This is a genomic window from Amycolatopsis sp. FDAARGOS 1241, from assembly GCF_016889705.1.
GTDB lineage: Bacteria > Actinomycetota > Actinomycetes > Mycobacteriales > Pseudonocardiaceae > Amycolatopsis.
Genome location: NZ_CP069526.1, coordinates 5766377 through 5789562, shown reverse-complemented (window position 1 = coordinate 5789562; position 23186 = coordinate 5766377). Strand labels below are relative to the sequence as shown.

At 72.1% G+C, this 23186-nt stretch carries 18 protein-coding genes and 1 pseudogene; 12 read left to right on the top strand and 7 right to left on the bottom strand.

The genetic code is table 11. From position 1 onward, the window contains the following. The first annotated feature begins 73 nt into the window (after positions 1–73). A complete protein-coding gene (locus I6J71_RS28470; RefSeq protein ID WP_204089675.1) occupies positions 74–1003 on the top strand; it encodes a cyclase family protein in 930 nt (309 codons plus the stop codon). Positions 1004–1018: 15 nt separating this feature from the next. Here the strand turns inward: I6J71_RS28470 and I6J71_RS28465 are convergent, their stop codons facing one another. Next, positions 1019–1687 (bottom strand): GntR family transcriptional regulator, encoded by a 669-nt coding sequence (locus tag I6J71_RS28465; protein WP_204089674.1) that lies wholly within the window; start codon positions 1685–1687, stop codon positions 1019–1021. Positions 1688–2021: 334 nt separating this feature from the next. On the opposite strand from I6J71_RS28465, the gene I6J71_RS28460 reads away from it, so the two are divergent. The 4 genes from I6J71_RS28460 to I6J71_RS28445 all read left to right on the top strand — a co-directional run bounded on the left by I6J71_RS28460 (position 2022) and on the right by I6J71_RS28445 (position 6083). Further along, positions 2022–2858 carry an alpha/beta hydrolase gene (locus I6J71_RS28460; protein WP_204089673.1) on the top strand — a complete coding sequence of 279 codons (837 nt, stop codon included), beginning with the start codon at positions 2022–2024 and terminating at the stop codon, positions 2856–2858. 171 nt (positions 2859–3029) lie between these two features. Beyond that, positions 3030–3809, top strand: coding sequence for an amino acid ABC transporter permease (locus I6J71_RS28455; RefSeq protein WP_204089672.1), 780 nt, complete (start codon positions 3030–3032; stop codon positions 3807–3809). A gap of 2 nt (positions 3810–3811) precedes the next feature. Beyond that, positions 3812–4594 carry an amino acid ABC transporter ATP-binding protein gene (locus tag I6J71_RS28450; RefSeq protein WP_204089671.1) on the top strand — a complete coding sequence of 261 codons (783 nt, stop codon included), beginning with the start codon at positions 3812–3814 and terminating at the stop codon, positions 4592–4594. 25 nt (positions 4595–4619) lie between these two features. Then, entirely contained in the window at positions 4620–6083 is a 1464-nt protein-coding gene (locus I6J71_RS28445; protein WP_204089670.1) for a serine hydrolase, read from the top strand. 83 nt (positions 6084–6166) lie between these two features. Here the strand turns inward: I6J71_RS28445 and I6J71_RS28440 are convergent, their stop codons facing one another. From I6J71_RS28440 to acnA, 3 genes are read right to left on the bottom strand one after another with little or no spacing between them, the layout of a single operon-like run. Further along, a complete protein-coding gene (locus I6J71_RS28440) occupies positions 6167–8464 on the bottom strand; it encodes an aminotransferase class III-fold pyridoxal phosphate-dependent enzyme (RefSeq protein WP_204089669.1) in 2298 nt (765 codons plus the stop codon). Positions 8465–8495: 31 nt separating this feature from the next. Beyond that, the gene (locus I6J71_RS28435; RefSeq protein ID WP_204089668.1) at positions 8496–9230 is read right to left on the bottom strand and encodes an MBL fold metallo-hydrolase; all 735 of its coding nucleotides are present in this window, start codon (positions 9228–9230) and stop codon (positions 8496–8498) included. Then, positions 9223–11871 (bottom strand): aconitate hydratase AcnA, encoded by a 2649-nt coding sequence (acnA, locus tag I6J71_RS28430; RefSeq protein ID WP_204089667.1) that lies wholly within the window; start codon positions 11869–11871, stop codon positions 9223–9225. The genes I6J71_RS28435 and acnA overlap by 8 nt, the downstream gene beginning before the upstream one ends. A 126-nt stretch (positions 11872–11997) precedes the next feature. Here acnA and I6J71_RS51155 point away from each other — a divergent pair. Continuing rightward, positions 11998–12891 (top strand): annotated as a pseudogene (locus tag I6J71_RS51155) (threonine/serine dehydratase); the annotation flags it as partial. 140 nt (positions 12892–13031) lie between these two features. Here the strand turns inward: I6J71_RS51155 and I6J71_RS28420 are convergent. Then, positions 13032–14591 carry a gamma-glutamyltransferase family protein gene (locus I6J71_RS28420; protein WP_204089666.1) on the bottom strand — a complete coding sequence of 520 codons (1560 nt, stop codon included), beginning with the start codon at positions 14589–14591 and terminating at the stop codon, positions 13032–13034. A 117-nt stretch (positions 14592–14708) separates the two neighbouring features. Between I6J71_RS28420 and I6J71_RS28415 the strand changes: the two genes are divergently transcribed. The 5 genes from I6J71_RS28415 (at position 14709) to I6J71_RS28395 (ending at position 19304) form a co-directional block, all read left to right on the top strand. Next, positions 14709–15587 (top strand): MurR/RpiR family transcriptional regulator, encoded by an 879-nt coding sequence (locus tag I6J71_RS28415; RefSeq protein ID WP_204089665.1) that lies wholly within the window; start codon positions 14709–14711, stop codon positions 15585–15587. A 24-nt stretch (positions 15588–15611) separates the two neighbouring features. Then, on the top strand, positions 15612–16553 hold the full coding sequence (locus I6J71_RS28410; protein WP_204089664.1) for a threonine/serine dehydratase: 942 nt from the start codon (positions 15612–15614) through the stop codon (positions 16551–16553). Between the two features lie 103 nt (positions 16554–16656). Then, on the top strand, positions 16657–17994 hold the full coding sequence (locus I6J71_RS28405) for a M14 family zinc carboxypeptidase (RefSeq protein WP_239153957.1): 1338 nt from the start codon (positions 16657–16659) through the stop codon (positions 17992–17994). Positions 17995–18076: 82 nt separating this feature from the next. Next, positions 18077–18547, top strand: coding sequence for a hypothetical protein (locus I6J71_RS28400; RefSeq protein ID WP_204089663.1), 471 nt, complete (start codon positions 18077–18079; stop codon positions 18545–18547). Positions 18548–18722: 175 nt separating this feature from the next. Beyond that, entirely contained in the window at positions 18723–19304 is a 582-nt protein-coding gene (locus tag I6J71_RS28395; RefSeq protein WP_204089662.1) for a CGNR zinc finger domain-containing protein, read from the top strand. Between the two features lie 33 nt (positions 19305–19337). Here I6J71_RS28395 and I6J71_RS28390 read toward each other — a convergent pair whose 3' ends face one another. Next, entirely contained in the window at positions 19338–19736 is a 399-nt protein-coding gene (locus tag I6J71_RS28390) for a hypothetical protein (RefSeq protein ID WP_204089661.1), read from the bottom strand. Between the two features lie 404 nt (positions 19737–20140). Between I6J71_RS28390 and I6J71_RS28385 the strand changes: the two genes are divergently transcribed. Next, the gene (locus I6J71_RS28385) at positions 20141–22342 is read left to right on the top strand and encodes a phosphocholine-specific phospholipase C (protein ID WP_204089660.1); all 2202 of its coding nucleotides are present in this window, start codon (positions 20141–20143) and stop codon (positions 22340–22342) included. A 196-nt stretch (positions 22343–22538) separates the two neighbouring features. Here I6J71_RS28385 and I6J71_RS28380 read toward each other — a convergent pair whose 3' ends face one another. Then, positions 22539–23174, bottom strand: a complete 636-nt coding sequence (locus tag I6J71_RS28380; protein WP_204089659.1) for a hypothetical protein — start codon at positions 23172–23174, stop codon at positions 22539–22541. Positions 23175–23186: the final 12 nt, after the last annotated feature.

Genomic DNA, 23186 nt, shown 5'->3' with positions numbered 1-23186 from the left:
TTAGAAAATACCAACACTGGGATGTCCTGCGGAAGGGCGTCCACAAAGGACGTACGGAAAGGCGGGTGCCGGCGTGGCCGAGCGCGAAGCGCCTGCCGCGGTGCGCGACTGGACCCGCGCCGAGGTCGAACAGCAGCTCCACGGCCGCAGCAACTGGGGCCGCTGGGGTGAGCAGGACCAGGTCGGCGCCGTCAACCTCGTCACCGGAGCCAAGCGGGTCGAGGCTGCCCGGCTGGTCCGCAGCGGCCGTTCGGTGTCGCTGAGCCGCCCGTTCCCGACCCGGCCCCACGAGAACAACCCGCGCCCGGCTTCCCACTACACGACCAAGACACCGCGGGGCACCGGCGGCATTTCGGGCGACTACTACGGCATCGAGTACCACGGCGTCGCCTCGACCCACGTCGACGCGCTCTGCCACGTCTGGGACGAACGCGGTCTGTGGCAGGGCCGCGACCCCGACGCCGAGCTCACATCGCGCGGCAGCCGCTGGGGGTCGGTCGACCACTGGCGCCAGGGCATCGTCACCCGCGGCGTGCTGCTCGACGTGCCGGCCTTCCGCGGCGAGCCGTACGTGACACTGGACCGGCCGGTGCACGGCGACGAGCTCGAAGCCGTCGCGAAGGCGCAGGGGGTGAGCGTCGGGCCCGGTGACGCGCTCGTCGTCCACTCCGGACGCGACGCGTGGGACCGCGAGAACCCCGCGTGGGGCACCGAAGCCACCCGGCCGGGCCTGCACGCGTCGTGCCTGGCGTTCCTGCGCGACCACGACTGCGCGGTGCTGGCCTGGGACATGCTCGACCGCGCCCCGAACGACGGCGGCGTGCCGTGGACCGTGCACGGCGCGATCTTCGCCTACGGCCTCGCCCTGGTGGACAACTGCGCGCTGGAACCACTCGCCCTCGCCTGTGCCGAGGAAGGTCGTCACGAGTTCCTCTTCGTGCTGGCGCCGCTCGTGGTGGAGGGCGGGACGGGGTCACCGGCCAACCCACTGGCGGTCCTGTGACCGCGGTGGGGTTGCTCAGGCGTCCAGCGCGGCGATCGCGCGGCGCCCGAGGCTGCCCTGCACGTGCTTTTTCATCGCCCGCTCCGCCGTGCGCGCGTCGCCCGCGATCACGGCCTCGGCGATCTCGATGTGCTCGCGCCGCACGCGTTCCTGGTCCTGCGGGGAGTCCGGCTTGGACTGCAGGCCGATCAACCGGTACCGGTCGGCCTTGTCCCACAAGCCTTCCAGCAGAGTCATCAGCAGCGGGTTGTGTGAGGCCGTGTAGATGCTGCGGTGGAACGCGCGGTGCACGAGCAGCGATTCGAAGCCGGTGGACGTGCTCAGCGGCTCGAGGTCCTTGAGCGCCGTCCCGATCGCCGCGATGTCGGCGTCGGTCCGCCGCGCGGCGGCGAGCTTGGTGGCCAGCGGGTCGAGCCGTTCGCGGACCTCGAACAGGCTGCGGGCCTCCTCGGCGTTGAGCCGGCTCACGCGCGCGTCGCGGTGCGCGTCGATCGTGACGAGCCCCTCGGCGTCCAGTCGCCGCAGCGCCTCGCGCAGGGGAGTGGTGCTCACGCCGAGCTCCGCCGCGAGCTGTTCCTGGGAGATGGACTGGCCCTGGACCAGCTCGCCGGCCAGGATGCGCCGGCGCAGCTCCTCGTAGACGTACGCGTTCTTCGTGAGGGCTGGGCGGGGGTTGACGCTCATCGACCTGACAATCTCTCTCGCGGGCTGACGCCCGGACGGGTGGGGATCGGGCCGGCGGACCGTGCCCGGGACTGTGCTCGGGAACCGCGCTCGGGAACTGCGCTCGGGAACTGCAGTGCGCCAGGATACCGATCGCGGGCCCGGTGCGCGGGCAAGCTGGGGCCTGCGGCCTGCATCCGGTCGCGCCCGGACCACCGGTCGGGCGCGCCCGGGTGCCAGGGTCGACGCACCCCACGGGTTTGTGGAGATCATCGACCGATTCTATAGCTTATATTCTCTGGACGCGAAGTCCGCCGTATCCGTCCCCATCGACCGTACGAGGAGTCCCGGCGCCATGACGACCACCACCGAACCCGACTCGCAGGGTGCCCACTTCGTCGGCAGCACGCCGTTCTTCGCGTCCCGCCATGACCAGCGGCTGTCCTACGGGCTGTACGTGCCGAAGGACCACACGCCCGCTGCCGCGCCGCTGCCGCTCGTCGTCGTCCAGCACGGCACCGGCCGCTCCGCCGAGCACTACCGCAACCAGTGGGCGGACTTCGCCGAGCAGCACCGCTGCGTCGTCCTCACGCCGCTGTTCCCCGCCGGGATCGTCGAGCGACGGGAGCTGCACAGCTTCAAGTTCCTGGAGTACCAGGGGATCCGGTTCGACGAAGAGCTGCTGCACATGGTCGAGGAGGTCGGCGAGGAGTTCGGCACCGAGACCGCGAAGTTCATCCTCCACGGCTTTTCCGGCGGCGGGCAGTTCGCGCACCGGTTCTCCTACGCCCACCCCGACCGGCTGGCCGGCCTCTCGATCGGCGCGCCGGGGCGCATCACGCAGCTGGACGACTCGCTGCCGTGGTGGCTCGGCACGGGCGGGTTCAAGGAGAAGTTCGGCATCGACGTCGACCTCGACGCGCTACGGCGCGTGCCGGTGCAGATGCTCGTGGGCTCCGACGACGTGGAGACCTGGGAGATCAACAACGCCGGCGGACCGAACTGGATGGACGGCGTGGAGAAGACCGGCCGCACGCGGATCGAACGGCTCGAGACGCTGCGTGCGAGCTTCGAGCGCAACGGGATCCCGGTGCGGTTCGACGTCGTGCCCGGTGTCGCGCACAAGGGCACCCAGGTGATCCCCGTGGTGCAGGACTTCGTTGCCGGGCTGCTGGCCGGGCGGACCAGCTGAAACAGGCATTTCAGCCGTTGACTGTCCTGTCGAACCTGCTACAGTGAGCACCACGCCACACTTATAGTCTATAAGACCCACCGCGGTTCGGTGCTGCTCGCCGACCGCGGAAGCCGGGGCCGCACCGTCTCCCGCGGCCCCGGCCGAACCGAGGTAAGGACACCTGGTCCCATGGGCGATTTCCTGCATTCGTTCTTCGACATCCACCAGATCCTCGCCGTGCTGCCCGCGCTGCTCGGGGAAGGACTGCGCAACACGCTGATCATCGCGTCGCTCGCGCTGGTCCTCGGGCTGGCCGTGGGCCTGCTGCTGGCGATGCTGCTGATCTCCGCGCGCTGGTGGCTGCGGGCACCTGCCCGGGTCTACGTAGACGTGTTCCGCGGCCTGCCCGCCATCGTGACGGTGAGCCTGATCGGCATCGGCCTGCCGTCGGCGGGCGTGCGCCTGTTCGGCCAGTCGCCCATGGGCTACGCGATCCTCGCCGTCGGCCTCATCAACGCGGCCTACATCGCCGAGATCTTCCGCTCGGGCATCCAGGCCGTGCCGCCGGGGCAGGCCGAGGCCGGCCGCAGCCTCGGCATGAGCCACCTGACCACCTTGCTGCTCGTCGTGGTGCCGCAGGGCATCCGCAACGTGCTGCCGGCGCTGGCGAACCAGTTCATCGTGGCCGTGAAGGAGAGTTCGCTGGTGTACCTGCTCGGCCTGGCCGTCGGCGAGCGCGAGCTGTACTTCATCGCCCAGCAGGCGCAGGCGATCTCGTACAACTCGTCGTCGTTCGTGGCCGCGGGGCTCGTCTACATCGTCTTCACCGTGCCGCTCACGCACCTGGTGAACTGGTTCGACCGGCGCCTGCGCGAAGGCCGGCGCCCCACCTCGGGCGGCACCGGGCCGAGCGCCGCCCCGCAGCCGCTGGTGCCCGTCGGCGCGACCGGCTTCGAAGCGGGGGCGTGACGATGGACCAGGCAACCGTGTCCCAGACCGAAACCACCGGGGCGGGCACCGACGTCCCCGCGATCGAGCTGGTGGACATCTGCAAGTCGTTCGGCACCGTCGACGTGCTCAAGGGTGTGTCCGCGACCGTCGCGCACGGCGAGACCGTGTGCCTGATCGGCGCTTCGGGGTCGGGCAAGTCGACCCTGCTGCGGTGCGTGAACCTGCTGTCGCCGCCGACCTCGGGTACCATCCGCCTGCACGGTGAGGCGATCACGGAACCGAAGGTGGACCTCAACGCGGTGCGCTCGCGCACCGGCATGGTGTTCCAGCACTTCAACCTGTTCCAGCACAAGAGCGCGCTCGACAACATCACGCTCGCGCTGCGGCGCGTGCGCGGGATGTCGCGCGAGGAAGCCCGCGAACGCGCGTTGGAGCAGCTCGACAAGGTCGGCCTGCGCGCGCTCGCGTCGGCGCGGCCCGCGCACCTGTCGGGAGGGCAGCAGCAGCGCGTGGCGATCGCCCGGTCGCTGGCGATGGAGCCGGACATCATGCTGTTCGACGAAGCGACCTCCGCGCTCGACCCGGAGCTGGTGAAGGGCGTGCTCGACGTGATGCGCTACCTCGCCGAGAACTCGGGGATGACGATGATGGTCGTGACCCACGAGATGAACTTCGCCCGTGAGGTCGCCGACCGCGTGCTGTTCATGGACAGCGGTGTGATCGCGGAAGAGGGCCCGGCGCGAGAGCTGCTGACCGATCCGAAGACGCCGCGGCTGCAGACGTTCCTTTCGCAAGTCCTGTAAGAAGATCACGACGAGAACGGTGAGCATGACCAACGAGGAGCCGGCCGTGGACCCCCGTCCCGTCCACACCCTGCTGCGGGACCTGGCGAAGCGCGGGATGCGGGTGCACTCCCTGCTCGTCCACCGGCACGGGCGGACCGTGCTCGACCTGTGGCAGTGGCCGCACGAACCGGACCTGAAGCACAAGATCCACTCCGCCACCAAGAGCTTCACGTCGGCGGCGGTGGGGTTCGCCGAGGCGGAGGGCCTGCTGTCGCTGGACGACCCGGTCGCGGGGTTCTTCCGCGGCCGCCTGCCCGCCGAGCCGAGCGCGAACTTCGACCGGATGCGCGTGCGCGATCTGCTGACGATGTGCACGGGCCACGCGCGCGGCCTGTCCGGCGCGACCACCCGGCTGCGGCGCACGGGCTGGGTCGGCGAGTTCCTCGAGGAACCGGTCGTGGAGCCGCCGGGCCGCAACTTCACCTACAGCAGCACGACCAGCCACGTGCTCTCGGCGATCGTGCAGGAGGTGTCGGGCCGGGCCGTGGACGAGTACCTGCGCCCGCGGCTGTTCGACCCGCTGGGCATCACGGATTACACGTGGGAACGCGACCCCGAGGGCGTGTCCAGCGGGGGCAACGGGCTTTCGCTGCGTCCGCGCGACCTGCTGAAGTTCGGTGTGCTGCACCTGCAGGACGGCGTGTGGGAGGGCGACCGGATCCTGCCCGGCGGCTGGGTGCAGAAAGCCTCGGCGCTGCACGTGCGCCGCGCGATCAGCGGGGAGTGGAACGGCAAGGAGCTGGTGCCGCCCGCACCCGATGTCGTCACCGAAGAGGGCTACGGCTACCAGTTCTGGACCACCGCGGACGGCATCTACAACGCTTCGGGCATCTTCGGCCAGGAGTGCATGGTCTTCCCGCGCCACGGCGGGGTGGTCGTCGTCCTGGGCGCCATGGGTGACGGCACCTACCACGACCTGCCGGGGATGCTGCGGTCGGCGTTCCGCTCCGCGTTCGACGGCTCGTCACGGGAGCAGTCCGAAGTGGACGCTGTCACCGAGTGGGTGCGGCGTGCTCAGGAGCCCGAAGCGGTGTCCGCGGCCCCGCAGCGCGCCGGTTTCTCCGCGGCGTACGACTTCGAGCCCAACGAACAGGGCCTGGTGTCGCTGGCCGTCTCGGTCACCGGTGACGCGGTCCGCCTCACGGTCGAGGACGAACTCGGCGACCACTCGCTCGACCACGGCGTCGGCTCGTGGCGACGGCAGGACACCGGCCTCAGCGTGTGGCGCCTGCACCACTCCTACCAGGACCCGGCCGCGGCCGTGCTCGCGGCCGCCGAGTGGGAGTCGGCCGACGTGCTGAAGCTGACGTGGCACTTCCTGGAGTCGCCGTTCATCGACCGGCTGCGGCTGGTGTTCGACGACGCCGGCGTCACCGTGGAGCACGCCACGAACGTCAACTCGGGCCCGGTGACCCTGCCGCCCGCGCGTGGACTTCTGCGGGCGTAGTTCTCCCCCCAGCCCCCGGCCGTGGGGTCTGCCGCGCTGACGGCGGGCCCCGCGGCCGGTTTCAGTTTTCCCGGCCGGCGGAATCAGGACCGCAACGTGGCCAGCGCGCGGCGCAGCCGGTCGAGGAACAGCGTCACGTGGCGCTTCTCCCACACCAGTGGCGGTCGCACCTTGAGCACGTCGCCGCCGGGGCCGGTGGAACCCGCGAGCACGCCCTGCGAGACGAGTTCGGCCAGCAGTGCCTTCGTGACCGCGCGCGACGGTGTCGCGCCGGAGGGCCGGACGTCGATGCCCGCGAGCAGCCCGGTGCCGCGGACGGCGCCGAGCAGCGGCTCGTCGGCGGCCAGCTCGCGCAGCCCGAAGCGCAGCACCTCGCCGGTCGCGGCGGCCTGCGCGGGCAGGCCGGTCAGCTGCAGCACGTCGAGCACGGTGTGGCCGGCCGCGGCGGCCGCCGGGGTCGCGGCGAAGGTGGAGAAGTATTCGTAGCCCCGCGCCAGCACGTCGGCGATCTCGCGGCGCGTCACGACGGCGCCGATCGGGTAACCCGCGCCCATCGGCTTGCCGAGTGTGACGAGGTCGGGGGTCACGCCGGCGAGCAGGAACCGCCACAGCTGCGGGCCGCCGCGACCGTAGCCCGACTGGACCTCGTCGGCGAGGAACAGCGCACCCGCCGCGCGGGCGCCGGAGACCAGGCCCGCGACGAACTCACCCGGCGCGTCGAGGATGCCCTCCGAAGTGAACTGCGAGTCGGCGAGGACCAGCGCCGGGCGTTCGCCGGCGGCGCCCAGCGTTTCGGCGGCGAGCCGGATCCGTTCCGCGGCAACGGTTTCCGTCAGCCCGTCGGGGGTGCCGTGCGGCGCCTCGAAGGTCGCGACGTGCGCCGGCCGGTACCCCGCGGGCCACTCGTTCGAGCTCAGGTCCGCCATCCACTTCGACGCGCCGTGGTAGGCGTGCTCCGCGATCACGGCCGCGCCGCCGCCGGTGTACTCGGTGGCCAGCCGCCAGGCGAGCTCGTTGGCCTCGGTGCCGGACGTGGTGAACAGGATCGTGTCGAGCGGCTCCGGCATGGTCGCGAGGATCCGCTCCGCCAGCTCGGCGATACCCGCGTGCAGGTAGCGCGAGTGCGTGTTCAGCTCGGCCAGCTGCCGGCTCACCGCGCGCGTGACGGCCGGGTGCGTGTGCCCGATGACGGCGACGTTGTTGTAGGCGTCGAGGTAGCGCGCGCCGTCGCGGGCGAACAACCACGGGCCTTCGCCGCGCACGAGTTCGAGCGGGCGGCGGTAGAACAGCGGCGAGAGCTTGCCGCCCATGGCTGCCGCGCGCCGGGCGGGCAGGTCCTCCGGGGAGATCGCGTTCGTGAGGTCGCGCGTGCCGGCCAGCCGCGCGAGCCGGTCTGCGAGCTCGGCCGGGGACAGCGCGGCGAGCAGGTCCAGCGCCTGTTCGCTGTTCGTGTCGTACTGCGTGATGTAGCGGTGGTTGTCGGAGTGCGAGTCGCGCCGCGTCGCGGACACGGCGAGCGTCGTCAGCAGCCGCGCGATCACGAGTTCGCCCAGCACCGCGACTTCGGCGGCCGAGAGTTCGCGGTGGCGCTGGTACCCGCGCAGCACCGCGTCGGTCAGTCGCCACAGGCGGTGGGCGTCGCCGCCGCTGAGCCGCAGCATGGACGTCAGCGTCACCGCGAGGTCGGCGACCGCCGCCGTGTGGTGCATGTCGCCGAAGTCGATCACGCCGGTCACAGTGGCGCGCGAGGCGAGGACGTTGGTGAGGGTCACGTCGGCGTGCTGCACGCTCGAGGGCAGTGTGGCCGTCGCCGCCAGCGCCGGGGCGACGCGTTCGGCGAGTTCGCGCAGCCGGCCGGTGCCGATGCCCGACGCGGCCACGACCTCCGGCATGCGACGGATGTCCCACAGCAGCGTCCGCCCGGCCGCGGGGTGGAAGAACCCTTGCAGCGCAACCGAAACCCGCGCGGCCACCACACCGACCTGCTCCGCGAGGTCTTCGTCGAGCGGGCCGCCTTCGAGCGGGGAGCCGGGCAGCAGCGTGATCAGGCGGGCCAGGCAGGTGCGCCCGGCATCGTCTCGCGGGTGCGCCACCGGCTCGCCCGACGTGGTCACCACCGTCTCCGGCACGGGCAGGTCGCGGTCCGCGGCGTGCACGTGCTCGAGGGCGCGGGTCTCCATGTCCACGACCTCGGCGTCCTCGGCGGGGTTGGAGATCTTGAGCACGAAGCGGCCGTCGACGAGCACGTTGAGGTCGCGTTCGCTGTCGAGCGGTTTCAGGGCCGGGTCCGTGAGCGCCCAGTGCTCGGCGAGCACGGCAACCAGGCCCTCGGCGGAGAACTTCGGTGCCGGCTCGGCGAAGATGCCGGTGGCGGTGGTCATGCTGGGGGCTTCCTTTCCCGGTGGCCCGCACTCAGGACGGTGCTGGGTCTTCTGGTGTGGAGGGGTCCTCGGTGAGGGGATCGGGCGCGAGGACGGTGAGGGCCACGCGCGGGACGAGGTAGCGGCCGGGGCGTCCGGCCTCGATCGTGAACGGCCGGTCGTGGCCGGGGTACACCACGTCGGCGCGCGTGCGCACGAACTCGATCGACGCGGCGGCCGCCTCTTCGCCGGCCGCTGCGGTGGTGGCGCGGCCGGCGCGCAGCGCGCGGGCCGAGGGCAGGGCGTCGCCGGTGAGCACGGCCGTGCCGGTCGCCGTGGCGACGGTCAGGCCGATCGAACCCGCCGTGTGGCCGGGCAGGCCGGTGACGGTCACACCCGGTGCGATTGCGAGGCCGTCGACGGCGTCGCGCACACGCAGCCCGCCGAGGATCGCGCCCGTCCACGGGGGCTTGACCGGGTCGCCGACGGGGAACTCGCGTTCGGCCGGGTGCAGCAGCACGTCGGCGTGGGCGAACAGGTCGGCGTTCTGCACGTGGTCGTAGTGCGCGTGCGAGAGCACCAGGGTGTCGACGTCCCGCGTGCCGAGCCCGTGGCGGGCCAATGCCCGCAGCAGGGCGCGGCGGCGGCCCGCGTGCCCGCAGTCGAAGAGGATCCGCCGCCGCGGAGTCTGCACGAGGTACACCCCGCAGAAGCCGATGCTGCCCTGCTCGGACGCGAGGCCGTAGCCGAGCAGCAGCGGCTCGACGACGGGCGCGGGCTCAGCCAAGCTCACCTCGCAGGATCAAGCGGTGGACGTAGGGCAGCACCCCGCCGTTCGCGTAATACGCGGCCTCTCGCGGGGTGTCCAGCCGGACGCGCACGGCGAATTCGAACGCGGGCTTGTCCGCCGGCCGCACGCGCACGGTCAGCGGTCGCGCCGGATCCCGCACCACGTCGCCGATCCCGACGAGGTCGAACTCCTCCGTGCCGTCGAGACCCAGCGACTCGGCGCCCTCGCCGTCGGCGAACTGCAGCGGCAGTACGCCGAGCGCGACGAGGTTGGCTCGGTGGATCCGCTCGAACGACTGCGCCAGCACGGCTTTCACCTTCAACAGCGCGGTCGTCTTGGCCGCCCAGTCGCGGGAGGACCCCGTGCCGTACTCCTGGCCGGCGATCACGATCAGCGGCACGCCTGCGGCGGCGTAGGAAACCGACGCGTCGTGGATCGGGACGAGTTCGCCATCGCGGGTGAAGTCCGGGGTGACCCCGCCGCCGGCGCCGGGCGCGAGCCGATTGGCCAGCCGGGGGTTGGCGAACCCGCCGCGCACCATCACCTCGAAGTTGCCGCGCCGCGAGGCGTAGGTGTTGAGGTCGGCCTCCCCGAGCGCGCTGAGGTAACGCCCGGCGCTGCTGTCCGGCGGGATGCGGCCGGCGGGGCTGATGTGGTCGGTGGTCACCGAGTCGCCGAGCAGCAGCAGCGTGCGCGCACCGAGCACGTCCCGCGGCGGGGCGGCGGTTTCCGGCACGGCGTCGAGGAACGGCGGGCGGCGCAGGTACGTCGAGCCCGGTTCCCACTCGAAGTGGTGTCCCTCGGACTCCGGCACGGCGCGCCAGTGCTCGTCGCCGGCGAAGACGTCGGTGTAGGCCTCGCGGAACAGCTCCGGCGTGAGGTGCGCGGACACGACCTCGTCGATCTCGGCGTCGTCGGGCCACAGGTCGGCCAGCAGCACCGGCCGGCCCTCGGGGTCGGTGCCGAGCGGTTCGGTCGTCAGGTCACGGGTGACCGAACCGGCCAGCGCGTAGGCGACGACCAGCGGGGGAGAGGCGAGGTAGTTGAGCGAGACGTCGTTGTTGATGCGGCCGTCGAAGTTGCGGTTGCCCGACAACACGGACGCCACGACCGCGCCGTGGTCGGCGACGGCCGCGGCCGCGGCCGGCAGCAGCGGGCCGGAGTTGCCGATGCACGTCATGCAGCCGTACCCGACGAGCTGGAAGCCGAGCTCGTCCAGCGGCTCGGCCAGCCCGGCGCGCGCGAGGTACTCCGTGACGGTCTTCGACCCCGGCGCGAGGCTCGTCTTCACCCACGGCCGGCTGGTCAGCCCGCGCGCGCGGGCGTTGCGGGCCAGCAGGCCCGCGGCGACCATCACGTGCGGGTTGGACGTGTTGGTGCACGACGTGATGGCGGCGATGGCGACGGCGCCGTCGGGCACCGGGCTTTCGCTCGGGGTGCGGTCTTCGCGGGCGGAGCGCACGCGCTCGAGCGCCGCCGCCGCGTTGCCGGGCACCGCGGCCAGCGCGACGCGGTCCTGCGGGCGCCGGGGCCCGGCCAGGGAAGCCGTCACACCGGAGAGGTCGATGCGCACGCGCTCGTCGTAACGGAGACCGGCGGCGGGATCGTGCCAGAGACCCTGTTCCTTCGCGTACACCTCGACGGTGGCGACGTGGTCCGGGGTGCGGCCGGTGAGGCGGAGGTAGTCGAGCGTCGCGCCGTCGATGGGGAACATCGCCGCGGTGGCGCCGAACTCCGGGCACATGTTGGCGATCGTGGCCCGGTGCGCGAGCGGGATCCGTGTCACCGCGTCACCGGTGAACTCCACGAACTTGCCGACGACCCCGTGGGCGCGCAGGGTTTCGACGACCGTGAGCACGAGGTCGGTCGCCGTGACACCGGGGCCGAGCTCGCCCGTGAGCTCGACGCCCACCACCGGCGGCACGAGCATGCTCAGCGGCTGGCCCAGCAGCGCGACTTCCGCTTCGACGCCGCCCACGCCCCACGCGAGCACGCCGAGCGCGTTGACCATCGTGGTGTGGGAGTCGGTGCCGGCGCACGTGTCGGGGAACGCCCAGCCGTCGCGGCGTTCGACGACGCTCGCGAGGTGTTCGAGGTTGATCTGGTGCATGATTCCGGTGCCGGGCGGCACCACGTGCACGCCGTCGAGCTTCTCGCCCCACTTGAGGAAGCGGTAGCGCTCGGCGTTGCGCGTGTACTCGATCTCGACGTTGCGGCGCAGGGCATCGGGGCGACCGGACACTTCGGTGGCCACGGAGTGGTCCACGGTGAGGTGGCTCGGGATGCGCGGGCGCACGCTGCGGGGGTCGCCGCCCGCCGCGGCGACGGCATCGCGCAACGCGGCGAGATCGGTGAGCACCGGCACGCCGTTGGTGTCGTGCAGGAACACCCGCGACGGCGAGAACGCCACGACGTCGTGGGCCTGCTCGGAGCCACCGTGCACGAGGGCCGCGATGTGCTCGGCGGTGACGGTGTGGCCGTCCTCGTGCCGCAGCAGGTTCTCCAGCAGGATCTTGTGGCTCAGGGGCAGCCGCTCGGCGCCGGGCACGGCGTCGAGGCGGTGCACCCGGTAGCGCTCACCGCCCAGGTCGAGGTGGGCGAGGCTGGCGTAGCTGCCGGACTGCGGCTGTGTGCTCACGGTCCTCCTTCCATACAGCTTATAGGCTATATTACCTGCCGAAGGGAGACCAGAGGCCCCGGCGTCTCCGGCCGATTCCTCTGAACCACTACCGAAATCGCCGCCGAAACCCAGCGGGAGCTTGCTGTGCCCGATCTGGTCGACCGCATCCTCGACGCGCACCGCGGGATCCGTCCGCAGGTGCCGGTGAGCACTCTGGAGCGCCGCACCCGGCTCTCGCGTGAGCTCGAGTGCGACGTGTGGCTCAAGACCGAGCACCTCATGCCCACCGGTTCGTTCAAGGTGCGGGGTTCGGCGAACAAGATCCGCGTGCTCGGCGAGAGCGCCCGGGAGACGGGCGTGATCACCGCCTCCACCGGCAACCACGGCCAGGGCGTCGCGCGGGCCGGACAGCTCGCGGGGGTGGGGGTGACCGTGTACGTCGCCTCGATCACGACCCCGGGCAAGATCGCGGCGATGGAAGCGCTGGGCGCCGATGTCGTGCTGGTCGAGGGCAATCCGCACGACGCGGAACAGGAAGCTCGGCGCCAGGCCGAACTGACCGGCAAGCCGTACGTCGCGCCGTACAACGATCTCGACACCGTCGCGGGACAGGGCACGCTCGGGGTGGAGCTGGCCGAGCAGGCGCCGGACCTCGACGCGGTGTTCGTGTGTGTGGGTGGCGGCGGGCTGATCGGCGGTACCGGCACGGCGCTGAAGCGGCTGAGCGCGGCCACGCGCGTCGTCGGCGTCCGGCCCGAAGCCTCGACGTGCATGCTGGATTCCTTGACGGCGGGCCACCTCGTGGCGACGCCGGAGCGGCCCACGCTGTCCGACGGTTCGGCCGGCGCGGTCGCACCCGGGTCCGTCACGTTCCCGCTCTGCCAGGACGTCATCGACGAGACCGTGACGGTCACGGAGGCCGAGATCGCCGGCGCCATGCGCACGATCGCCGAGGGCGAGCGCTGGATCGTCGGGGGTGCCGCGGGGGTCACGGTGGCCGGGCTGATCCGCACGGCCGAGCAGTACCGGGGCAAGAAGGTCGCGGTGGTCCTCTGTGGACGCAACGTGGCGCTGGAGACGTTCCTCGGGGCGATGGAGCTCCGCGCAGGGCGCGTGACGTCGCCCGGGTGGCGGGTGCGCACGCGCCCGCCACCTTCAACCGGGCCGGCGGCGAGCGGTCACCGCCGCACCACGGCGGCCGAACCGTCGGAACGGGGGTCGCTGCCGGCGGTGAACACGCCCTCGGCGTCGATCGACACCACGTTGGTGTGGCCCAGGAACTCGGTGCGCGGCGGGACTTCGCACAGCGGGAAGTCATCGGCGGCGAGGCTCGCGACGACGGCGGGGGAGAGGTCGGCTTCGTGGTGGACGGTGTCGGAGGCCTGGCCTCCCGCGCGAGCGCCGACGACCCAGCGTGGTGCGCTCACCGCGTCGTGGGGCGAATCGCCGGCCAGCAGGCGCAGCAGGACCTGGGCGTGGATCTGCGGCTGGCCGTGTCCGCCCATTGTGGAGTTGACCCAGCGGACGCGGCCGTCCCCGGCCGTGACGAGGACCGGCATCAGCGTGTGCTTCGGCCGCTTGCCGGGTGCGATGACGTTGGGCGAGCCCGGGTCGAGGGAGAAGCTGCTGCCGCGGTTCTGCAGGATGATCCCGGTCTCCGGTTCGAGCACGCCCGCGCCGAAGCTGTCGAAGACGCTCTGGATGATCGACACCGCGAACCCCGAGGAGTCGGCCGCCGCGACGCCGACCGTGTCGCCTCGGGGGATCGCCGGGGCGGCGACGGTGGCGGCGCCGCGTGGCTCCCGCAGCGACGCGAGGAGTCCGGCGAACCCGTCGTTCTCCACGTCGGTCGTGGCGAAGTCCGGGTCGGCCAGCAGGGTGTCGCGGACGCGGGTGCCGTCGTGGAACAAGCGGCCCAGCACGGCGGCGGGGGTGGTCCACGGCGCGGCCGCGTACCCGAGTCCGGTGAGCGCCCGCACCGTTCGCAGCAGCGCGAAGCCCTGGGTGTTGGGCGGGCTCGTGTGCACGCGGAACCCGCCCAGTGGTGCGGAAAGCGCGGCTGTCTCGCGCACGCGGTAGGCCGCGAGGTCGAGCGTCGTCAGCGGACAGCCGAGGGCCTGTGAGCCGCGGGCCAGCGCCGCGCCGACGGCGCCTTCGTAGAACTCGCCGGGGCCGCCGGCCGCGATGGCCCGCAGCGACTCGGCCAGCCGCGGCTGCGTGAGCCGCTCGCGCACGAACTCCCCGCCGGGTGCGAACACCGCGCGCGAACCGGCGTCGGCCTCCAGCAGGGCGCGGTCGGTCACGAACGCGGCGGCCAGTGAGCGGGCCACGGGCACGCCGTCAGCCGCGTAGCCGATCGCGGCGGAGAACTGCGCGGCCCAATCCAGTGCCGCGCCGTGCCGGCGGATCGCTTCCCAGCCGCGCACGGCGCCGGGCACGGTGATCGTGTCGGGACCGCGTTCGGGCAACCGGTCGCCGTGGCGGGCGCGCAGTTCGGCGAGGTCGCGCGCGGCCGGGGCGGTGCCGGTGGCGTTCACGCACGTGATCGTGCCGCCGGGGGTTCGCACGAGAGCCACGAGGTCGCCGCCGAGGGCGGTGTTGTGCGGGTAGACGACGGTGAGCGCCGTGGCCGTCGCGAGCGCGGCGTCGAGGGCGTTGCCACCGGCCCGGAACGCTTCCTCGCCGGCCCGGGTGGCCAGCGAGTGGGGGGACGCGATCGCACCGGTGGTCGGGGACAAGGCGCCTCCTTCTTCACGGCGGGTCGACCGCGGCGGGAACCAGCCGGTGCACTTCCGGCCGGCGGGGGTTAAGCTGCGGTCACTGTAGCAGTGACGACAGAAACGGCACTAGCTGAATTGGACACTTCAGAATCGGGGTTGTCCCTCGCGAGCCGGGTGAACCACGAGTGGACCCGGTTGAGCAAGACCGAACGCGTCGTCGCCCGCTACCTGGTCGCGGCACCGCCACAGCGCGTCATGCTCGCCACCGCAGGCGACATCGGCCGCGCCACGGGCACCAGCGACGCCACGGTCGTGCGCACCGCGCGCCGTCTCGGCTACGCGGGCCTGCCGGACCTCAAGGCGGCTCTCGGCGCGCACCTGACGACGGTGGCCACCGGGGCCCCGCAGATCAGCGAACGCCTGCAGCTCACCCGGTCCGCCGGCGACCTCGCGGCGACCGCCGCGCGGGTCGTGGCCGACGCCCGTGACCGCGTCGCCGAGCTCGGCCGCAAGACCGACCCGGCGGCGCTGGGCCGCGCGCTGCAGCTCATCGCGCCCGCGTCGACGGTGTTCTGCTACGGCTGGGGTGTCAACGAGCTGTCCGCGCGCTACCTCGCATTGAAGCTCAACCGGGCCGGCAAGTTCGCCGTCTCCTCGGGCGCCACCGGCTTCACCCTCGCCGACGACCTGCTCGCCCTCTCGGCCCGCCACGCGGTGGTGATCTTCGCGCCCGGCCGCGTGCTGCCCGAGCTCGCGCTGCTCACCGCCCACGCGCGGGCCGCCGGGGCCGGGCTGATCCTCGTGACCGAGAACCTCGGCGAGGAGATCACCGGCTCCGTCGACGTCGTCCTGCGCGACGAGGCGTCGGCGGGTGGCCTCACGGCCGAACCGATCGGCGGGCTGCTCGTCGCCGACATGCTGGTGCTCGCCACGATGGCCGTGGGGCGCGACCCCGCCCTCGACACCTACGAACTGCTCACACGGCTGCGCCGGGAGCTCGCCGGCGATGCCTGAACCCCCATCCCCCCGGGAGAAACCGTGATCGCCGACGAAATCCTCGACCGCGCAAGGGAAACCGTCGCGCGGAACCTCGCGCGGACCCCGCTGCTGCCCTACCACGCGGCGGGCCTCGAGGTACCGGTGTACCTCAAGTACGAGGGTGCGCAGCCCACCGGTTCGTTCAAGGTCCGCGGCGGGGTCGCCGCGCTCACCGCGTATGCCGCCGAGGGCGTCCCCGTCGTCACGGCGTCGGCGGGCAACCACGCGCTCGGCATCGCCCACGCGTCCCGCCTGCTCGGCGCGAAGTCCACTGTGGTCGTGCCCGAGGGCGGCTCGCCGGCGAAGATCGCGGCCCTGCGCACCTACCCGGTCGAGCTCGTGCTGGCGCCCGGTGGATACGACGGCGCGGAGGCGAAAGCGCTCGAACTCGCGGCCGGGGGCCGGAAGTTCGTGTCCGCCTACAACGACCCGCACGTGATCGGGGGCCAGAGCACGCTCGTCGGCGAGGTCGCCGAAACCCTCGGCGAGGACTTCACGATCGTGGTGCCCACGGGCGCCGGCGGGCTGCTGGCCGGCACGGCGCTCGGCGCCCGCCGGGCGCGGCCGGACGTGCGGGTGCTCGGCGTCGAATCCGCCGCGTGCCACGCGGTGTCCGCCGCGGTCGCGGCCGGACACGTGGTGACCGTGCCGGTGGGCGACACGATCGCCGACGGGCTCGTCGGCAACCTCGAACCGGAGTCGATCACTCCGGCGATCGTGCGCGAGGCCGGGGTGCGGCTGGTCGACGTCGACGAGGCCGCGATCCGCCGGTCGGTCCGCGAACTCGCGCTCACGGCGGGGCTCGTGGCCGAAGGGTCGTCCGCGGCGGCGCTCGCCGCGTTGCGGGCGGGCCTCGTTCCCGCCGACCGGCCTGTGGTGCTCGTGGTGTCCGGGCGCAACATCGCCGCCGGTTTGCTGGCCACGATCCTCACGGAAGGCTGAACCCGGGGGACTTCCGACTTTCGCAGGTGTGCCGGGTTTGTCCGCGCCGTTCACACTGTGCGTTGCGGACCGGTCACCGACGGTTCCGCTGCGGACGCACGTCGTGAGGAGAGCCGATGAAGGCCAGGTCGTCGTGGAAGGCTGCGCTCGCGGCGGTCGGAGCGCTGGTGGCGGGGCCGGCCGCCGGCACCGCGACCGCCGCGCCGGCCGCCGGCGCCCCGTGTTCTGGCGCGTGCCGGCGACAGCGGTGCAGGTCGCCGGGCTCGGCCGCGCCGGGTTCGACGTCGGCGAGTCCGACGCCGGGGCGGCCTACGTCGTGGGCGACGAGTCCGTCGCGGTGCGGCTGCGCGCGCTGGGGTACCGGCCGTCCTACTTCGACACCGTCTACAAAGACCTGCCCGCCGGCAGCTCGCGCGCGGCCGCCGCCGACACGTTCTACGGCGGGTACCGCACGGTGGCCGCCCAGGAGGCGCACCTGGCGCAGGTCGCGGCCGCGCACCCGGATCTCGCGACGGTGTACGACCTCGGCCCGTCGTGGAAGAAGACGAAAGGCCAGGGCGGGCACGACCTCCGGGCGATCTGCCTGAGCAAGAAGCAAGCCGGTGACTGCGCTCTCTCGACGACCTCGCCCAAACCGAAGTTCGTGCTGATGGCCCAGATCCACCCGCGCGAGATCTCGACGGGTGAGCTCGCCTGGCGCTGGATCGACTACCTCGCCGACGGCTACGCGAGCGACGCCACCGCGAAGTCCATTCTGGACACCACCGAGGTGTGGGTGATCCCGATCGCGAACCCCGACGGCGTCGACGTCGTCGCCTCCGGCGGCAACTCGCCCAAGCTGCAGCGCAAGAACGCCGACAACAGCCGCGGCGGTTGCACCGGCACGAACATCGGCATCGACGTGAACCGCAACTCCACTTTTCAGTGGGGTGGCGACTCGAACTCGCCGTGCGCCGAGACCTACCAGGGCGCGAGCGCCGGGTCCGAGCCGGAGACCCAGGCACTGGAGAAGTTCTTCCGCGCGATCTACCCGGTGCAGCGCGGGACCGGGAACGACGATCCGGCGCCGGCGACCGCGCGCGGCACGATGATCACGTTGCACAGCTACGGCAACGACATCGTCATCCCGTGGGGCTTCACCCAGGCGACCTCCCCCAACGACGCGCAGTACCGCAAGCTCGGGGCGAAGTTCACCGCGTCCAACGGTTACGTCGTGGGCACCAACCGCGAGACCGTCGGCTACGACACGAGCGGCACCACCGACGACTTCACCTACGGCGCGCTCGGCGTCGCCGGCTTCACCTTCGAGGTCGGTGCCTCCAGCGGCACGTGCGGCGGGTTCCTGCCCCGTTACTCCTGCGTGGACAGCACGTTCTGGCCGAAGAACAAGGGCGCGTTCGTCACGGCGGCGCAGGCCGCGGCCGCACCCTACCGGCAGTGAACCGGCGTCACTTCTGTCGGGAGGCCCCCTGAAGCTGGTCTGTTCCAGGGCTTTCTGCGGCGGGAGTCACTTCAGGCTGCCCATGACAAAGGGCCTGCGCCGGGGGCCGTCGGACGCGGTCGCCGCGCTGGAGCACGCGTTCGCCGAAGACGACCGCGCCGTCGGCCGTGGCGAGCCGCCGCGGAGGCAGCCGATCGTGAGCGCCGATCCGGCCGTGCCCGCGTCGTACCGTGCGCTGGACGCCCTCGCGTTCTACCTGCAGGACATCCCCGCGGGGAGCTGGGCCAACCAGGTCACCGTGCGTTCCCCGCGCGCCGCGCGCAGGTGCGAGGCCGGCGCGTGGATCAGCCGGGTTTCGCCGACGCGGCTGCTGCTGGTGGTCGCGCTCGGTGCCACGATCACCGTGACCGACCTCGCGCTCGCCGCCTACGAACGCGCGCTGCAGCCGAAGAAGCTCGAGCTGATCCCGGGCGGGCACTTCGACCCCTACGTCGCCGAGTTCGCCCGCTCCAGTGCCGCCACGCGATCCTCGTTTGAAGAGCACCTGTCCTGAGGGGCCCGGCGTGTCGCGCGTTTCCCGGTGCTCCGACGCAAATCCGACGTAACCGAAGCACCAGTGCTTGTGTCGGAACTTTCCCGAGCTCCGATCGAACAACCGTGCTGCCCGGGTCGGTTATAGTCGCATCGAAATAGTCGACAGATCGACGACTATGCCGGGAGGGGTGCGGATGAACTGGCCGGCCACCGACCGCTACGAGCTCGAGGTGAGCCCGGGCGGCCTGGGTTTCGTGCACGACCTGCTCAACACGCTCTCGGCGGGCAAACCCCGCGAGACGGACCTGCTGGCCGAGGTGGCCGACGCGCAGCGCTGGCTCGACGCCGCCCTCGACCGCTGGGCCGAGGCCACCGAACGCCCGGCCGAGCGCGTCGAGCTGACTGCCGACGACGTCGAGCACCTGCGTGATCTGCGCGACGAGCTGCAGGCCGCCACCGGCCACGCCGCCGAGGACGCGGGCGCGCTGCCCAGCGCTCCTGTGCTGCTGCAGCCGGGGCCCGACGGCTGGCTGCGGCCCGAGCCCCGCGGCACCGGCTGGCGGCGCGTGGCGTCGATCGTGCTCATCGAAGTCCTCGAAGCCCAGCGCGCCGATCGCTGGCGGCGCCTGAAGACCTGCCGCAACAACCGTTGCGCGGTGGCGTTCTACGACCGCTCCCGCAACAACAGCGGCGTGTGGCACAACGTGCAGGTGTGCGGTAACGCGGTGAACCTGCGCGCGTACCGGGCGCGCATGCGGTCACAGCAGAACGGCTGACGGGGGAGCCTGGCGCCCGCAGCAGCGCCCGCGTCAGTACGCCGATTCCGCGATCGCGGTGATCTGGTCGGAGACGTCGACGTCCATGCGTGCGAAGAGGCCGCCGGGGGCGTGGTGACCCAGCACGGCTTCGAGTTCGTGCCCCGGGGTGCAGTTCTGCGGCGGGCACGTCTCGAACGGGAAGCCGCCGGGGTCGCTCGACGTGATCCGCGCCGCCGGAGCCAGCGGCAGCCGGTGCAGGCCAGGGACGTCGGCCACGTGCGGACCGCCGCCGGTCGGCTCGGTCCGCGTGACGTAGAACGATGCGAAGTTCGTGGTGAAGTCGTACGCGGTGAACCGCACGTCGAGGCTCTTGCCCGGGAACTTCAGCCCCGTGCCGGCCGCGGCCACCACCGGGGCGGCGGTCGCGGTCGGTGCCGCGGACGTGCTCACGGGAGCCGGGGGAGCGGGTGGCGCCCCGGGCCCGCCGGTGCACGCCGTGGTGAGCACGGCGGCGGAGACGGAAGCGGCTGCGAGAGCGGTTCTGAACCGGCCGGCGCGCATCAACTCTGGATCCCCCACGAATTCGGTCGAGCTTGCTGTACGGGAGAAGACGTGCGGATCGCCGCGAAGTTGCGGACGTGACCGAGCCGTGATCCCACTCGCGTCCGGGGGCGGTGCCGTGTCCGCTCTGTCCGGTGTGGACTGCGCCGGTCGGACGAGTCCGGCTACGGTTCCCGCTCGCGTCAGCGGGTGTTCAGGGGAAGTTCGCTCCGAACCTGTTCCGCGCCCGTAGGTTTCGGCGGACCCGACGCGCCCGTGCGCGGGCGCCGGCCGTTATCCGGAGGTTCCCACCCATGTCCGATCTTTCCCGTAGAGGTTTCCTCGGCGCAGCCGCGGCGGTCACCGGCGCCGCGGTCGTCGGGGGCGGGCTGTCCGCCACCGAAGCCGAGGCCTCGCCCCGGCCGCCCGCCCCGCAGCAGCGCCACGGAGACCTGCGGGACATCAAGCACGTGGTGATCCTGATGCAGGAGAACCGCAGCTTCGACCACTACTTCGGCAGCCTCAAGGGCGTGCGCGGCTTCGGCGACCGCTCGACCATCCAGCTGCCCGGGGGGCTGTCGGTGTTCCAGCAGCCCACGACGGCGCCCGGCGCGCCGGTGAAAGCCACGCAGTTCCCGTGGCACCTGTCCGACGCCGCGGTGGCCGACTACCCGGCCGGCCACCAGCCGCCCACCTCGGAGGTCGGCGCGCAGGGCTACGGCGGCACCTCGCACAGCTGGGACGACCAGCACGGCGCCTGGTACGGCGGCCTGATGAACGGCTGGTACTACGCCAAGGGCGGCCCGACCACGCTCGGCTACCTCGACCGCTCCGACATCCCGTGGCACTACGCGCTGGCCGACACCTACACCGTCGGCGACGCCTACCACTGCTCGGTGCTCAGCGCGACCGGACCGAACCGCACCTACCTGTGGAGCGGCTCGATCAACGCCGCAAAGCAGCACGGCGACTACGTGGCCTACAACGGCGGTGACGAACTCGGCAAGCACCTGCTGTGGGAGAGCTACGCCGAGACGCTGCAGAAGGCCGGCTACAGCTGGAAGGTCTACCAGGGCTCGGACAACTACGGCGACAACGGCCTCGAATACTTCGACACCTTCGCCAAACTCGACCCCTCGCAGGGCGGCACCGCCGCGCCCGGCAACGTCTACTACGACCAGGGCGTGGCGATCGTCCCCGAACCGCACACCGGCCTGTCCGCCAACGCCGACAACCTCGCCGACGCGATCCGCGCCGACGTCGTGGCCGGCAAGCTGCCGCAGGTGTCGTGGGTCGTCACCAACCAGGCCTTCTCCGAGCACCCCGACGGCCCGCCGAACGACGGCGCCTACTACGTCAACCGGGTCCTCGAATCGCTCAACGCCGACCCCGACGTCTTCAACTCGACGCTCGTGATCATCGACTACGACGAGAACGACGGGCAGTTCGACCACGTGCCGCCGCCCGTGCCGGCGCCGGGCACGACCGACGAGTTCTACCTCGAGACCTCCGGCGCGCTCGCCAACGCGGGGGCCACGCAGCCGATGCCCGTCGGGCTCGGGTTCCGCGTGCCGCTGATCCTGATCTCGCCGTGGACCCGCGGTGGCTGGGTGACCTCGGAGGTCTCCGACCACACGTCGGTGATCCAGTTCCTCGAGAAGTGGACCGACGCGCTCGGCAAGCCCGCGCGCTGCCCGAACATCAGCGCGTGGCGCCGCAGCGTGTGCGGTGACCTCACCGGCGCGTTCGACTTCAAGGCGCCGGTCTACGGCCTGCCGGCGCTGCCGAAGACCGCCGTGATCGGTGACCCGGCCGGTGGCGCGTACCAGCCGCCGGTGACCACGAACAAGCTGCCGGTGCAGGAGCCCGGGACCAAGAAGGCGCGGGCCCTGCCGTACCAGCCCAACGCGAACCTCGACGGGTTCGCCTTCGGCGCCGGCGGCGCGGTGACGGCGAAGCTGTCGTTCAGCAACAACGGCAAGCACGTGAGCAAGGCCAGCCACTTCTCGGTGTACGACAACACGGCGGCGACCCCGTCGCTCGCGGACTACCCGGCGAAGTTCCCGGGCCAGTACACGGTGGCGCCGTCGAACACGGTCCGGGACGAGACCGTGCCCGGCTCGGTGGAGATCGGCGGTGGGACCTACGACCTCACGGTGGTCGGCCCGAACCGCTTCCTGCGTCACTTCACCGGCGACGTCGACGCGGCCGGCCGCACCGCGCAGGTCACCGCGACCTACCACGACGGCGGGCTCGGCTCGACGCCGCGGCTGCTGCTCGAGCTGGTCAACGACGGCTCGCGCGCGGTGACGTTCACCGTCGCACCGAACCACTACTCCAACGACCGCCCGCGCACCTACCGCGTGCCGGCGCACGGCCGCACGCTGCACTCGGTGGACCCGTGCGCGTCGTCCCACGGCTGGTACGACCTGAGCGTGACGCTGGTGGGCGACAGCTCCTGGTCGCGCCGCTACGTCGGGCACCTGGAGAACGGTTCGGACAGCATCACCGGCTGAGTGCCGGCCGCCGGTCGGTTGGCAGCTGGTTGGCAAGGACGCGGGTGCGCGAGGGAAGGCTCCCGCACCCGCGTCCACACCAGGTCATCGCTCCCGCCCCGGCGAGTGCACGCGCACCCGGGCGGGAGTGCCCGTTTCTCCCCGCGGAGTGCCCGAAGGACATCCCGCCGGGTTCCGGCGGTCCCGAGCGGCGGGGTCAGGAAGTGATCTCGATGGCCGGCAGTTCGTCGAGCTTCGCCCGCGGCAGGTCCTCGACGGCGGCGAACACCTTCTTCTGGTGCTCCTTGATGCGCTCGTCGAGCAGCTTGCTCAGCTCGAACGCGAGCCGCCCGGTCTGGCGGACGGTCACGTCGTCCACGACCGGGTTGACGACCGAGGTGATGACGATGCCCTCGGGCCGGCCGTCCGCGTCCTGCGTGACCCCGATCGAGTAGGTCTCGCGCGGGTTGGTCTCGCCGGTGACGGCGAACTTGCGGATCTTGCGCAGCAGACCGTGCCACTCCACGACGTCGCCTTCGACGCCGGTGGCCTTGAGGTCGGCCTCGGTCAGCCCCATGCCGCGCTCGCCGGGGCGGAAGCAGCGGGCGTAGGAGTTCAGGGCCGAGACCCACAGCGATTCGACCACCGCGGGGTCGCTCTGCGCCCCGCGGTCCAGCTCCACGAGCAGGCGCTCGCAGCAGCGCAGCGTGAACTGCAGGTCGTCGAAGATCGCCGCGAGGTCGGCCAGCGAAAGCGCCAGCGGGGTCTTGAGCTGGCGTGCGCTGGTGACCGGTGCCGAGGGGTGGGACATCCGGGACGCTCCTGTCCTGCCGGCGACGAGGGTTCCCGTCATCAGAGCGCACCT

What these genes read in the sequence shown, in the direction of transcription:
- I6J71_RS28465 (WP_204089674.1), bottom strand. Translation starts at nt 1,687, where the DNA reads ATGAGCGTCAACCCCCGCCCAGCCCTCACGAAGAACGCGTACGTCTAC.
- I6J71_RS28460 (WP_204089673.1), top strand. Translation starts at nt 2,022, where the DNA reads ATGACGACCACCACCGAACCCGACTCGCAGGGTGCCCACTTCGTCGGC.
- I6J71_RS28455 (WP_204089672.1), top strand. Translation starts at nt 3,030, where the DNA reads ATGGGCGATTTCCTGCATTCGTTCTTCGACATCCACCAGATCCTCGCC.
- I6J71_RS28450 (WP_204089671.1), top strand. Translation starts at nt 3,812, where the DNA reads ATGGACCAGGCAACCGTGTCCCAGACCGAAACCACCGGGGCGGGCACC.
- I6J71_RS28445 (WP_204089670.1), top strand. Translation starts at nt 4,620, where the DNA reads ATGACCAACGAGGAGCCGGCCGTGGACCCCCGTCCCGTCCACACCCTG.
- I6J71_RS28440 (WP_204089669.1), bottom strand. Translation starts at nt 8,464, where the DNA reads ATGACCACCGCCACCGGCATCTTCGCCGAGCCGGCACCGAAGTTCTCC.
- I6J71_RS28400 (WP_204089663.1), top strand. Translation starts at nt 18,077, where the DNA reads ATGACAAAGGGCCTGCGCCGGGGGCCGTCGGACGCGGTCGCCGCGCTG.
- I6J71_RS28395 (WP_204089662.1), top strand. Translation starts at nt 18,723, where the DNA reads ATGAACTGGCCGGCCACCGACCGCTACGAGCTCGAGGTGAGCCCGGGC.
- I6J71_RS28385 (WP_204089660.1), top strand. Translation starts at nt 20,141, where the DNA reads ATGTCCGATCTTTCCCGTAGAGGTTTCCTCGGCGCAGCCGCGGCGGTC.
- I6J71_RS28380 (WP_204089659.1), bottom strand. Translation starts at nt 23,174, where the DNA reads ATGACGGGAACCCTCGTCGCCGGCAGGACAGGAGCGTCCCGGATGTCC.